The following is a 12490-nucleotide window of genomic DNA, read 5'->3' as shown; positions in this document are numbered from 1 at the left end:
GCACGCGTGTCCGCAGCTTACGTACGCGTGTCAGCGGTCTGCGTACGCGTGTCGGCCGATCGACGGCAGCGGCTTCCCGGCCGGCGCGATGAGGTACACCACACCCGCGTTGGTGTCGACGAGGTCGCCGTCGGCGTTTCGGCGTCTGCCGCGTCGCCAGACGGTCTCGAACTCCCCTCGGGGATACACCCGTCGCACCGCGGCCGCGGTCTCGGCGGCCGGGTCGTGGGCGATGACGTCACCGGTGTCGGTGAACCCGACTATCACCAGCAGGTGCCCCGCGGTGTCGTAGTCGGCTCCGGTCAGCTCACCGGAGGTGAAGGAGACGGAGGCGATCACGGGAATTCCGTGGGCGATGTGGTGCTCGACGTCCCGCAACGACGCCAGCCGGGTCACTCGCCCGCGTAGCCCGTACTGCGACGCGTAGGCGACGTTGAACGGCCAGTTCCCCGTACCGCCGTAGGCGTGGTCGAAGGTGTGGCGGGCGGCGTACACCACGGTGCGGTCCGGGTGCTCGCGGGGAATCCACGCGAGTTCCGTCTTCGTCGGCCCCGCGCCCCAGTACTCGACCACCATTTCCGTGGACGCCGGGGAGCACCAGCCCTCGCCACCGCCGCCGTACTCCGGGAAGTGACCTCTGTGGACGTACTGGGCGTAGCGAGGAACGGGGAGTTCGATGCCGAGCCCCGGACCCGGCGGGGACGTGGGAACCTCGGTGCGATCGTCCACAGTCGACGCCACAGCTCCCACCGCGGTCAGTGTCGGGGTGGCCTCGGTTCCCTCCGCACGCCCCAGGGTCACCCTGACCCGATAACCCCGCAGCCGCACGCCGTCGGCGGTCACGAGCCGGTCGACCTCCACGCGGGCCAGCTCGTCGCGTTGCCCGGACACCGACGTCCGCCGCATGTCGGTCTCGTCGAACGACCAACGTCCCATCGAATACCACGGGGTCTGTTGTCCCGAGTCGGTGCGTGCCTGCGCCTCGACGGTCAGCCACGTCCCCGGAGGGGTCACCGCGTTCCACGAGACGACGAGGTCGTCGGCGGTGAAAGGCAGCTCGTGCTCCGGCGAGGTCCACCACGCGTACTCGCCGCCGTCCCCCACCCCGGTGATCGACCCGACGCGCAGTCCCGCGCCCGTCACCTCGATGCCCGACGACTCACCGCCGCGGAAGTCCGCCTCACCGCTCCAGGAGTGGTAGTCGATGTCCACACCACTCACCATACGGCCGAGCGGAGCGGCCTCAAGCTCGCAGCACCGCCTGGCTCTGGCTGACCTTGGCGACCAGGTGCCCCTCGTCGTCGCGAACCTCGGTCTCCACCACGATCACCCGACCACCGGCGTGCAGAGGTCTTGCCGAGGCAGTGGCGTGCCCGCCACGCACGGGGCGGAGGAAGTTCGTCTTCGACTCGATGGTGGTGGTGCCCTGCGCACCCTCGGGCAGGTTGAGGAACGCGCACACGGCGGCGGCCGAGTCGGCCAGCGACATCAGCACGCCGCCGTGGAGTGCGCCGCCCAGGGTGCAGAGGCTTGCGTCGTGCGCGAGCCGGGCCACGACGAGTTCGCGGGAGTGCCGCAACACCTCGATGCCCAACCGCTCGGTGAACGGCATGGTGCGGTGGAACAAAGCCGTGCCCTCGTCGTCGAGGCCGGCGGCCGATACCGTGTCCATTCGCGTAACCCTGCCGTACCGAGCGGTGATCGTCCAGCCACGCCGTGGCCTAGAGGTGGGCGACGTCCAGCTTGCCCTCGGCGTGGGCGGCCCGGAGCCGCTTCTTGTCGAACTTGCCGACGCTGGTCTTCGGCACCTCGCTCACGAACGTCCAGTTCTCGGGAAGCTGCCACTTGGCGACCTTGTCCCGGAGGAATTCCCGCAGTTCCTCCGCCGTCACCTGCTCGCCTTCCCGTACGACGACGGCGACGAGCGGCCGCTCGCCCCATTTCTCGTCCGGCACGCCGATCACCGCGGCCTCGGCTACCGCCGGGTGCCCCATCACCGCGTTCTCCAGGTCCACCGAGGAGATCCACTCGCCGCCGGACTTGATGACGTCCTTGGCCCGGTCCGTCAGCGTCAGGTAGCCGTCCGGGGTGATCCGGCCGACGTCTCCGGTGCGCAGCCAGCCGTCGTGGAACTTGTCGGGGTCGGCCCCGCCGTAGTAGGAGCCCGTGATCCACGGTCCCTTCACCTCGAGTTCGCCGACGCTCTTCCCGTCCCACGGCACCTCGTTGCCCTCGTCGTCCACGAGCCGAGCCTTGACGAGCGCGGGGAAACGGCCCTGCGTGTAGCGGTAGCGCCAGGCCTCCTCGCCCGTCGCCCCGGACGGGGGCCGGGCCACGCTGCCCATCGGCGAGGTCTCGGTCATGCCCCACGCGTGGAGCACGGACACGTTATAGCGTTCCTCGAACGCGTGCATCATCGCCGGCGGGGCGGCCGAGCCACCCACCACGACCTCACGCAGGTGCGAGATGTCCTGGGGGTTGGCGTCGAGGTGCTGGAGCAGCCCCTGCCAGATCGTGGGCACCGCGCCCGCGAACGTCGGCTTCTCCGCGGCGAGGATCTCCGCGATCGGCGCCGGCTGCAGGAACCGGTCGGGCAGCACCATCGACGTTCCGATCATGAACGCCGCGTACGGCATGCCCCACGACATCGCGTGGAACATCGGCACGATGACGAGCGCCCTGTCCGAGTCGGTCAGGCGCATCATGTCGGTCATGCAGATCTGCATGGAGTGCAGCCAGATCGAGCGGTGGGAGTAGACGACGCCCTTGGGGTCGCCGGTGGTGCCGGAGGTGTAGCACATGGCCGCGGCGGAACGCTCGTCGATCTCCGGCCAGTCGAAGGTCTCCGGCCTGCCCGCCAGCAGTTCCTCGTAGGAGTGCACGGTGACGCCCGAGGGGGCCTCCAGCGCGGCGGCGTCCCCGTTCGCCACGATCACGTGCCTGACGGTCTTCATCTCGGGGAGCTGCTTGGCGAACAGCGGCAGGAGCGAGCCGTCCACCACGACGACGTGGTCCTCCGCGTGGTTGGCCACGTAGGTCAGCTGCTCCGGGAACAGCCGGATGTTGAGGGTGTGCAACACCGCGCCCATCGCCGGCACGGCCAGGTAGCACTCCAGGTGTTCGGCGTTGTTCCACATGAACGTGCCGACGCGCTGGTCGTCGGTGACGCCGAGTTCGCGCAGCGCGTGGGCGAGTTGCGCCGCTCGCTTGGCGACCTGGCCGAACGTCGTCCTCCTCGAACCGCTGCCGGTCCAGGTGGCCACCTCGGTGTCACCGTGCATGCGTGCGCCGTACTGCAGCAGGTGAGCCAACGACAATTGGTCGTCCTGCATCGTGCTCAACATTGAGCCTCCCACCGAAGATCGAGGTCCAGGTTGAGGCGACTGTAGTGCGCATCGCACGTTCGAGGCTTGTGCGCAGCGCCCAACGGTGCTCCTCGTCGCCGGTTCGACACCGCACGTGAGCAGGGAATGGCCCGGTCGGGGAAACCTCGCGTGTCGATTTCGCGTCCCCGTCGTACTTGGCGTTTACTGAGGCCCAGGACCTCGACGGCCCCGCGAGACGGCGTGGCCCGGTCGGGTCCCGTCGCCGCGCGTACGCGGTGTTCGACAAAGCACGAAAGGATCACTACGTTGCCTCTTCCCACCTTGACCCCGGAGCAACGGGCCGAGGCGCTCGCCAAGGCCGCCGAAGCCAGGAAGGCGCGGTCCGAGCTGCTGGCCAACATCAAGTCGGGCAAGGAGAGCATCGAATCGGTGCTCAACCGGGCCAAAGAAGACAGGACCGTCGGCAAGACGAAGGTGGTGCAACTGCTCAAGGCCGTGCCGGGCCTCGGCCAGGTGAAGGTCGCGGCGCTGATGGAGCAGGCGGGCATCGACCCCGACCGCAGGGCTGCCGGTCTGGGCGATCGTCAGCGGGAAACCCTCATCAACGCTCTGAAGTGACGTGCTGAGGGTGTGATCACCCTCGGCACGCGAACGACGCCTCGACGGCGAGGCGAGAAGATCGGGCGCCGACCCTCCGTTCGGTCGGCATCACTCCTGGGGCAGGCCCATCGCGCGCAACAACGTCGCGAACTTGGCCGTCGTTTCCTCCAGTTCCGCTTTCGGATCGGATTCCGGCACGATCCCGCCGCCCGCGTACAGCCGTAGCGACTGCGCCGCCACCTCGGCGCACCGGATCGACACGGTCCACTCGCCGTCGCCCTTCGCATCCACCCAGCCGACCGCGCCCGCGTAGTAGCCGCGGTCGAACTCCTCCAACTCGGTGACGAGCTGTCGCGCCGACGGCGTCGGCGTGCCACAGATGGCGGGAGTCGGGTGCAGGGCGACGGCGAGGTGCAGTGCGGTGACGTCGGGGTCCGACAGTTCCCCCGTGATGGTGGTGCCGAGGTGCCACATGGTGGGCGTGGACACCAACGTGGGGCGGGACGGCACCGTCATCCTCCGGCAGTACGGCCGTAGGGTCTCGACGACGGCCTCGGTGAGCACCGCGTGTTCGAGGTGGTCTTTCCGGGACGACATCAGAGCCTGCGCGTGCTTCGCGTCGGTGGTGGGGTCGGCCGATCTGGGTGCCGACCCCGCGTGGGGGTGCGACACCACGGTCCCCCCGCGTCGGGACAGCAACAGCTCGGGGCTGGAACCGAGCAGCGTGCCGCCGCCCGGCAGCGCGGCGGCGAAGGTGTAGCCGCGCTCGTTGTCCGCGACGAGGTTGTGCAGGATCTCCTCGGGCTGCGTGGGAGCGTCGAACTCGACGTCGAGGGCGCGGGCCAGTACCACTTTGCGCAGCTTGCGCTCCTCCAGCGCCGTGACGGCCGAGGCGACGGCCTCCAGGTGTCGCGTCGGTTCGGGTACGGGCCGGATCGCGACGGGGGTTCGCACCTTCCGCCGGGGCAGCCACGCGGCCCGCGGGTGGGCGGCGCCGGCGAGGTGGGCTTCCGCCGGGACGACGACGTAACCGGGAGTGGCGGTGTCGCTGTGGAACGGCAACGCGCCCACCGCGATGGGAGGGTGGTCGGGGGCGGCGGTGCGTAACGTCGTCCGCACGCGCTCGGCGAGAGCGAACTCGTCGGCGTCGCACACCGCGGTGTGGACGCCCCGGCCCAGGAGGGTGCGCTCCGCCGTGGCCAGGAAGAAGTCCCCGCGCCGGTAGTTCGCAAGGAGTTCCAGAGGGCCTCGCCCGGTCACGTCCGGCCCCCTTTCCGCGGTCGCCGCTGTTCGTTCCTATTGTCCGCCGAGTCCGGCCTCGGGCGTCCACCAGGACTCGGTGACGTCGATCTCCTCCGACGTAATGACCGCCACGGCCGCCCGGTAACCGTGACCGGGGTCGAGATCGGTCATGCGGGTGGTGGCGGGGGACAGGGAGCCGTCCTGCGCGGCGAGCAGCCGGGCGGGCTCGTCGGCGCCGGAGAGGGTCAGCGAGCGCAGGGGAATGCGCAGGCCGCGCCCCGTGGCCTTCATGAGCGCTTCCTTGCGGGTCCAGAAGACGAAGAACGCCTGGGCGCGGCCCTTGGGGTCCGAGGGCAGGCTCGCTTGTTCGGTCTCGGTGAGGGCGTAGGAGATTAACGAGTCGTCGGCGTCGCGTCGCGTGGCCTCCACGTCGAGTCCCACCGGGGCGCCCGAGGTGGCGGCCACCCCCACGCGGTCGCCCGCGTGGGAGATGGAGAGCTGGAGCGCGGCACCGGGGACGCGCACGGGGCCGTGTTGCTTGCCGCAGTCCTCGCAGGTGGCGTCGAAACGGATCTCCTCGGGACGACGGTCGAGCCGCGAAGCCGCCACGGTCTTGGCGAGTACTCGTCCCGTGAGGAACCGGCGTTGGTCCTCCGGCCGGCGGTAGGCCTCGTAGCGCTGGCGCTCGGCGGAGTCGAGCAGGGCCAGCGCGGTCGGTGTCGCGGTGATCGGCTCCGCCCACCACACGGCACAGTCGGTCATGTGTCTGCAGGCCCCCTCACGCCCCGTGTTGGTCCGGCCGGACTCAATCTAGGCGCTGCCGGGGCTGCCGCCAAGGCGGTTCTTGCGCTACCGTTCCACTAAGCAATCGCTTAGTCAGCATGACGACGCCGTCTAGGAGCGTGAGCCGATGGATTTCAGCCTCAGTGACGAGGAACGCCAGATCCGGGACTGGGTCCGGACGTTCGTCCAGCGAGAGCTCGTTCCTCTCGAACAGGAGGTGCTGCGCCGGGAGCGGGCCCATCAACCCGGCCTCACCGACGACGAGCTGACCGAACTCCGGCTGAAGGCGAAGAAGTCCGGGTTCTGGGGAGTGCAGACCCCGCCCGAGTACGGCGGCATGGGGCTGTCGGCCGTCATGACGGCGCTGTTGGAAGCCGAACTGGGCCGCACGTTCGTCCCGTTCAGCTTCGGCGGGGCCGCGGACAACATCCTCTTCCACGCCAACGACGAGCAGAAGGAGCGCTACCTGCTGCCCACCATCGAGGGCAAGCGCAAGTCCTGCTTCGCCATCACCGAACCCGGTGCGGGCTCCGACGCCAAGGCCATCCGCACCACCGCGCGCCGGGACGGCTCCGACTGGGTGATCAACGGGGAGAAGACCTTCATCACCGGCGGTAACGAGGCCGATTTCGCCATGGTCTTCGCCGTCACCGACCCCGAGAAGGGCGCGAACGGCGGCGTGACGTGCTTCCTCGTCGACCGCGACATGGGTTGGCGGTCGGAGTACATCGACACGATGGGCGAGTGGGGCCCCGCCTCGTTGATCTTCGAGGACGTGCGCGTTCCCGAGGGGCAGGTCCTCGGCGAGGTGGGCCAGGGCTTCGCGCTGGCCATGCAGTGGATCGGCCGGGGCCGCTACCTGCTGCCCGCCCGAGCCATCGGCGCGTGTGAACGGCTGCTGTCGATGGCCATCGAGCACGCCAACACCCGCGAGACCTTCGGCGCTCCTCTCGCCGAGCGGCAGGCGATCCAGTGGATGATCGCGGACTCGGGGGTGGAGATCGAGGCACTGCGCTGGCTGGTGCTTCACGCCGCGTGGCAGGTCGACAAGGGCATGGACTCCCGCCACGCGCAGTCGATGGCGAAGCTGTACGGAGGTCAGAAGGCCAACGAGATCGTGGACCGCGTGCTGCAGATCCACGGCGGCATGGGCTACACCAGGGAGCTGCCGATCGAGCGCTGGTATCGCGAGCTGCGTCTGCTGCGCATCTACGAGGGCACCGACGAGATCCAGCGGCGCACCATCGCCCGCAACCTGCTCAAGGGACACGTGAAGGTGGGCGGCGTCCTGGGCTGACGCGCACCGACCACGGGGACGCCGTGGAGCGTGGGTGCTACGCGCCCCACGGCGTCCGTGTCACTTCTTTCGCGTCGCTGTTCGATTGTGGTGCTCGGTGACTACCTCGCGGCCCGTTCCCGGAGAGCGACCGGCACGCCGGCCAGGTCCTCCTCGTTGCACAGCAGCTTCAGGTCGTAGTACGGGTAGCCGTCACGTTCGTCGTAGTCGAGGTGGACGGCGAGTACGTCCACCGGCTCCCCGAGCCACTGTTGGGCCTGCCGGAGCCAACCGGCGCAGCGCTCCAACGCGGCGGAGAGATCGTCGTCGCGGAACTCCACCGGTCGGTAGGGCACGTCCTGGATCCGGTCGCGCGGGTCCGAAGGCTGGGGCAGCTTCGGGGAGACACCGGCATCGTTGAGTTCCAGCTGGATGGTTTCCTCACTCACCCCTCGACTGTCCCTCAGCCGAGCGCTGCGGGCAAGCTCCGACGGCCCGTAGCGCCACCTCGGCGTAGTGCGTGGCGAGGTCGTCGAGCGACAACGAACCGCGCGCCGAATACCACCGCGCGACGCCGTTGCACATCTCCAGCAACGCGATCCGGGTCACGCCGGGATGTGCCGTGGTGAACACCCCGGACGCCACGCCGTCGCCCACGGCGTCGGCCCAGAGCCGTTCGTAGGCGTCGCGCAGCTCCACGATCGACCGACGGGTGGTGGGGGCCAGCACGTGCAGCTCATGGTCCACGATGCGCGTCTCCCTCGGCTTGCGCGCATGGGCTCTGACGTGCAGTTTCACCAGCCTGCGCAGGCGCTCGGCGGGGTCGGTGAGCCCGGTCAGCTCGGCTTCCGCGGAGTCGAGCAACGTTCGCAGGCAGTCGCGCATGATGTCGGCGAGCAGCTCCTCCTTGGAGCCCATGTAGTGGTACAGACTCGCCGTCGACAGATTCGACTCCTGGGCGAGGTCGCGGATGCCCGTGCCGTGGAAGCCCTTGGTCGCGAACAGCTTCACGGCGGCCCTGCGAACCCGCTCGCGCGTGTCTAACGCCACCGCTGCTCCACCCGGTCGTAGGAGTCTTCGGGGGTGGCGGCACCGGCCTTGCGGAGCTCGCCCTTGGCCACGCGCTCCGACGCGGTGAGCGGCAGCGAGTCGACGAAGGCCCAGTACCGCGGCACCTTGAAGTAGGCGAGCTTCGTGCCGCAGTGTTCGGCCAGCTCGTCGGGCGTGACGTCGTGGCCGTCGGCGAGCACCACGAGGGCCTTCACCTCCTCGCCGCGCAACTCGTCGGGCACGCCCAGCACGGCGGCGGTGCGGACGCTCGGGTGCAGCAGCAACGCGCGCTCGACCTCGTCGGCGACGATGTTCTCGCCACTGCGGCGGATCATGTCCTTGGTCCTGCCGATGTAGAACACGCGGCCCTGCTCGTCCATCCGGGCCACGTCACCCGTCCGGAACCAGCCGCCGCGGAAGGCCTTCGCCGTGGCCTCGGGGTCGTCGTGGTAGCCGTGCATGAGCCCCACCCCGCGCACCAGCAGCTCGCCCTCCTCACCACGCGGGAGCGGGCGCCCCCGGTCGTCGGCGATCATCACCTCGCGGCCGGGCGCGGGGCGGCCGAGGCATCCGGTGCCGACGCACTCGTCGTGGTCCTCCGGGTACATGCGGATGTCGCCGCCCGTCTCGGTCATGCCGAACGCCTCGAACCACGGCGCGCCCCAGCGGCGTTCGAGCTCAGCGTGCAGGTCCTTGGGAATGGCCGACGCGCTGACGGCCCGCACGCGATGGTCTCGGTCGGCCTCCGAGGGCGGCATGCGCAGCAGCAGCGTGGGCATGAGGCCCAGACAGTAGAACCACGTGACGCCGTGCTCCCGCACCTTCTGCCAGAACGTCGAGGGATGGAACCGGTCGAGCACCACGAGGGTGGCGCCGGAGGCCAGTCCCAAGGCGACATTCCACTGAGGATCGATGTAGTGGAACGGCTGCGCGGTGAGGATCGTGTCGTCGGCGGAGATGTTGGGGAAGTGCGAGACGAGTCCGTGGGCGAGCGTGGTCCAGTAGCGATGCGGCAGCACGCACCCCTTCGGGGCTCCCGTGGTGCCGGAGGTGTACTGGATGTTGGTGGGCGACTCGGGCACGAGCGCGTATGGGGGAAGCTCGCCGCCGTCGGGCAGTTCGGACGGCGTCAACACCCGCTCCACCGACGTCCTCGGCGCGATGGTGCGCAGCAGCTCCACGAACTGCTCACCCGCGACGGCGAAGCGAGCGCCCGAGTGCGCCAGGACGTGTTCGCCGTCGAGCTCCCGGTAATTGATGTTGACCGGCACGAGTACCGCGCCGAGCCGGGCCAGAGCCAACCACAGCAGCGGGAACTCGGGTCGGTTGTCGAGCATCACGGCCACGCGGTCACCTCGCCGCACGCCGAGCGCGTGCAACGAGGCCGCGACCGAGTCGGTGCGGTCGGCGACGTCGGCGAACGTCAGGCGCTCGCCCGTCGCGTCGAACACCCAGGCGGCCTTCTCCGGCCACGCCTTCGCGGCGTGGCGCATCAGGCTGATCAGATCGTCGCTCACCGGTTCTCGAACTCCTGCTTCGACGCGGCTACCTCGGGGGTGTGCTCGGTGATCAGCGCGTGGCTGACCTCCAGTTCCAGTGCGGCCTCCACGGTGGAGTCGAGGCCGCGGTCGATCGCGCGCTTCGCCAGAGCCAGCGCCGACGCGGGCTTGCCCGCCAACGAACGCGCCACGCCTTGGGCGTGCTCCACCAGCTCGGCCGCCGGGACGACCGTGTTGACGAGCCCCATGGAGTGCGCCGTCGCCGCGTCGATCCGCTCGCCCAACATGATCAGCTCCTTGGCCCGCATCGGCCCCACCAGCAGCGGCAGCAGTCGCGAGGCGGCGCCCGTGACACTCAGGCCCAGCCCCACCTCGGGAAACGCGAACACCGCGTCGTCGGCCGCCACGACGAGGTCGCAGCCCAGCGCGAACTCCGCGCCCGCGCCGATGGCGTAGCCGTGCACGGCACCCACCACGGGCTGCTGCAGGTCCCGCAGCGCACGGGTGACCTCCTGTAGCCGCTCCAGCCGGGTGCGGGACTCCTGTTCCGGCGGCGGCTGTTTGAGGTCGTGCCCCGAGCAGAAGGCCCGGCCTCGGCCGGCCAGCACCACCGCCCCGACGGCACGGTCACCCGCGACGCGGCCCAGCGCGTCGAGCAGGTCGTCCACGAGCTCGGGGGTCACCGCGTTCAGGCGGTGAGGCCGGTTGAGCCACACCGTCGCCACGCGGTCGTCGAGCTCCAGGTCCACGGTCGCAACGTCTCGCCCCATGGCTGCGTAGCCTAGCCATACGATCGATCGATCGATAGGGTTTCCGTCATGCCGATTCGAGACGCTGTGGAAGGTGACATCGAGGACATCTGCTCGATGATCGAGGAACACGCTCGTTACGAGGGCAAGAACGACCTGGTCCTCGACCGGGCGGACATGGCCCGGCACCTATTCGGCCCCGACCCGAAGGCGTGGGTGATCATCGCCGAGGTGGACGGCGTGGCGGCGGGCATGGCGTTTTGCTCGTGGAACTTCTCGACGTGGGAGGCCAAGCCGGGGATCTGGCTCGACGACCTCTTCGTGCGGCCCGACTACCGCAGGCTCGGTCTCGGCACGCAGCTGCTGAAGGAGCTCAAGGCGCGTACCGACGGCAGGGTCGAGTGGGACATGCAGGAGGGCAACGAGAAGGCCGCCGCGTTCTACGCGGAGCTCGGAGCCGAGCCCGTGCCGGGCTGGGTGCGCTATCGCTGGCGCGGTTGAGCGGTACGTATCGTAGGAGGCATGGTGGGTGCCTCGAACCGTCGATCGGCCTCGATCGAGGACTACCTACGGGCGATCTACGGCCTGGAGGAACGCGGTGAGGACGTGACGAACACGTCGCTGGCCGCCCGGTTGGCGGTGAGCCCGTCCTCGGCCTCGGGGATGGTCACGAAGCTTTCGCAGCAGGGACTGGTCGAGCACGTGCCGTACCGGGGGATCGAACTGACCCCCGACGGTCGGCTGCTCGCCCGGTCGGTGCTGCGGAGACACCGACTCATCGAGGCATACCTCGTGTCCGAGCTCGGCTACACGTGGGACGAGGTCCACGCCGAGGCCGACCTGCTCGAACACGTCGTGTCCGACCGCCTCGTCGAGCGCATCGCGGCGAAGCTCGGCAACCCGGTGCGCGACCCGCACGGCGACCCGATCCCCGCGGTGGACGGCTCCGTCGAGGAGGTGTCCACGAAGCTGCTGGAGGATCTGCCCGCGGGCACGGTGGGGGAGATCGTGCGGGTGTGGGACACCGACCCCGAGTTGCTGCGGTACCTGTCGGACCGCGCCATCGGGCTCGGGCAGCGTATCGAGGTCCTCGAACGCCAGCCGTTCGGCGGTCCGATCGTGGTGCGGGTGGGGCAGCCCCCGTCCGACACCACGCACGCGCTCGGCAGGGAGATCGCCCAGGCCCTGTCGGTGTCGCTTCGTTAGCGCCGTTTCCCGCCGTTCCAGTGCGGGTGGTGGCGTCTCAGCCGATGGATGGTCTCGGCAAGGACGTCCTCGGTCCGGTAGACGCTGTAAATTTCGTCTTCCTGGCGCAGATAGAGAAGCGCCAGCCACTCCAGCAGGGTTTTCGAGTAGAGAACGTTCGCGTCGACGAGCACCCTAGTGATCGGCATGGACGCGGGCCAGAGGACGGGGGAGCCGAGGAAAGCCCGTTCGACCCCGAGGCCCAGCCCTCCTCTTCGAGGGCACGCAGCTCCGCGAAGGCCCGCCTCCGGCGCTCACGACGTTGCCGCCGGAACTTCAGCACGTCCGCGGTGCGCAGTCGGGTGTGGGTGCCGACCTTGCGCGCTTTGATCTCCCTCTCCCGGATCATCTTCATCAAGGTCGGTCGGGACACGCCCAGTTGCTTGGCGGCCATCGTGGTCGTCAGCTCTTCGGGCATCGCGCTGACCGTGATCGTCCCGCCCCCGGCCATCGCACGCAGGATTCTGCTCATGATTGCCGACAGCTCCGGCGGTAGCGGGATCGATTCGCCACTCGGCGCGGTGGCCGTGAAGCTTTGCCGAGCGTGCGGAAGCGCTTCGACCACCCGCCGGGCCTGATTCAACTGACGTTCGTTCGCCAGCACCATGCCACGCTCGCCGGTCTTGGCAGGCATGGTGGTCCCTCGCACTTCGCGATGTCTTACAGATACAAGTGCAACGGATTCCGTGGGGCGCTCCGTCCGTCACCGTCGCCGCGGGG

General features: G+C 69.4%; 14 protein-coding genes. 4 read left to right on the top strand and 10 right to left on the bottom strand.

The genetic code is table 11. The annotated features are described in order from the left end of the window. Window positions 1-30: 30 nt before the first annotated feature. Genes SACGLDRAFT_RS17985 through SACGLDRAFT_RS17975 form a run of 3 tightly spaced genes read right to left on the bottom strand, consistent with a single transcriptional unit; the run spans window position 31 to window position 3344 of the window. Window positions 31-1212, bottom strand: coding sequence for a C39 family peptidase (locus tag SACGLDRAFT_RS17985; RefSeq protein ID WP_051036273.1), 1182 nt, complete (start codon window positions 1210-1212; stop codon window positions 31-33). Between the two features lie 31 nt (window positions 1213-1243). Next, window positions 1244-1672 (bottom strand): PaaI family thioesterase, encoded by a 429-nt coding sequence (locus SACGLDRAFT_RS17980; RefSeq protein ID WP_005466355.1) that lies wholly within the window; start codon window positions 1670-1672, stop codon window positions 1244-1246. Window positions 1673-1721: 49 nt separating this feature from the next. Next, a complete protein-coding gene (locus tag SACGLDRAFT_RS17975; RefSeq protein WP_005466354.1) occupies window positions 1722-3344 on the bottom strand; it encodes a long-chain fatty acid--CoA ligase in 1623 nt (540 codons plus the stop codon). A gap of 288 nt (window positions 3345-3632) precedes the next feature. Here SACGLDRAFT_RS17975 and mihF point away from each other — a divergent pair, with 288 nt between their 5' ends. Then, window positions 3633-3944 carry an integration host factor, actinobacterial type gene (gene mihF, locus SACGLDRAFT_RS17970; RefSeq protein ID WP_005466353.1) on the top strand — a complete coding sequence of 104 codons (312 nt, stop codon included), beginning with the start codon at window positions 3633-3635 and terminating at the stop codon, window positions 3942-3944. A 90-nt stretch (window positions 3945-4034) separates the two neighbouring features. On the opposite strand, the gene SACGLDRAFT_RS17965 is transcribed toward mihF, so the two are convergent. Beyond that, on the bottom strand, window positions 4035-5186 hold the full coding sequence (locus SACGLDRAFT_RS17965; protein WP_005466352.1) for an isochorismate synthase: 1152 nt from the start codon (window positions 5184-5186) through the stop codon (window positions 4035-4037). 36 nt (window positions 5187-5222) lie between these two features. Continuing rightward, the gene (locus SACGLDRAFT_RS17960; protein WP_005466351.1) at window positions 5223-5930 is read right to left on the bottom strand and encodes a 4'-phosphopantetheinyl transferase family protein; all 708 of its coding nucleotides are present in this window, start codon (window positions 5928-5930) and stop codon (window positions 5223-5225) included. A gap of 148 nt (window positions 5931-6078) precedes the next feature. Between SACGLDRAFT_RS17960 and SACGLDRAFT_RS17955 the strand changes: the two genes are divergently transcribed. Next, a complete protein-coding gene (locus tag SACGLDRAFT_RS17955) occupies window positions 6079-7248 on the top strand; it encodes an acyl-CoA dehydrogenase family protein (protein ID WP_005466350.1) in 1170 nt (389 codons plus the stop codon). A 101-nt stretch (window positions 7249-7349) separates the two neighbouring features. Here SACGLDRAFT_RS17955 and SACGLDRAFT_RS17950 read toward each other — a convergent pair whose 3' ends face one another. The 4 genes from SACGLDRAFT_RS17950 to SACGLDRAFT_RS17935 are packed head-to-tail and all read right to left on the bottom strand — an operon-like array spanning window position 7350 to window position 10546. Next, window positions 7350-7676: a hypothetical protein gene (locus SACGLDRAFT_RS17950; RefSeq protein ID WP_005466349.1), complete on the bottom strand. Its 327-nt coding sequence runs from the start codon at window positions 7674-7676 to the stop codon at window positions 7350-7352. Beyond that, window positions 7669-8277, bottom strand: a complete 609-nt coding sequence (locus SACGLDRAFT_RS17945; RefSeq protein WP_005466348.1) for a TetR family transcriptional regulator — start codon at window positions 8275-8277, stop codon at window positions 7669-7671. Before SACGLDRAFT_RS17945 ends, SACGLDRAFT_RS17950 begins: the two co-directional genes overlap by 8 nt. Further along, window positions 8268-9794 (bottom strand): ATP-dependent acyl-CoA ligase, encoded by a 1527-nt coding sequence (locus SACGLDRAFT_RS17940; RefSeq protein WP_005466347.1) that lies wholly within the window; start codon window positions 9792-9794, stop codon window positions 8268-8270. The genes SACGLDRAFT_RS17945 and SACGLDRAFT_RS17940 overlap by 10 nt, the downstream gene beginning before the upstream one ends. Next, the gene (locus SACGLDRAFT_RS17935) at window positions 9791-10546 is read right to left on the bottom strand and encodes an enoyl-CoA hydratase/isomerase family protein (RefSeq protein ID WP_005466346.1); all 756 of its coding nucleotides are present in this window, start codon (window positions 10544-10546) and stop codon (window positions 9791-9793) included. The genes SACGLDRAFT_RS17940 and SACGLDRAFT_RS17935 overlap by 4 nt, the downstream gene beginning before the upstream one ends. A gap of 48 nt (window positions 10547-10594) precedes the next feature. On the opposite strand from SACGLDRAFT_RS17935, the gene SACGLDRAFT_RS17930 reads away from it, so the two are divergent. Next, window positions 10595-11026 carry a GNAT family N-acetyltransferase gene (locus tag SACGLDRAFT_RS17930; RefSeq protein WP_005466345.1) on the top strand — a complete coding sequence of 144 codons (432 nt, stop codon included), beginning with the start codon at window positions 10595-10597 and terminating at the stop codon, window positions 11024-11026. 21 nt (window positions 11027-11047) lie between these two features. Next, complete coding sequence (locus SACGLDRAFT_RS17925; RefSeq protein ID WP_040919256.1) at window positions 11048-11731, top strand: metal-dependent transcriptional regulator; 684 nt, start codon at window positions 11048-11050, stop codon at window positions 11729-11731. A 37-nt stretch (window positions 11732-11768) separates the two neighbouring features. Here the strand turns inward: SACGLDRAFT_RS17925 and SACGLDRAFT_RS22115 are convergent, their stop codons facing one another. Beyond that, the gene (locus SACGLDRAFT_RS22115; RefSeq protein ID WP_232283998.1) at window positions 11769-12404 is read right to left on the bottom strand and encodes an excisionase family DNA-binding protein; all 636 of its coding nucleotides are present in this window, start codon (window positions 12402-12404) and stop codon (window positions 11769-11771) included. Window positions 12405-12490: the final 86 nt, after the last annotated feature.

Source organism: Saccharomonospora glauca K62 (genome assembly GCF_000243395.2).
Lineage (GTDB): Bacteria > Actinomycetota > Actinomycetes > Mycobacteriales > Pseudonocardiaceae > Saccharomonospora > Saccharomonospora glauca.
This window is presented reverse-complemented; position numbering and strand designations above follow the sequence as displayed.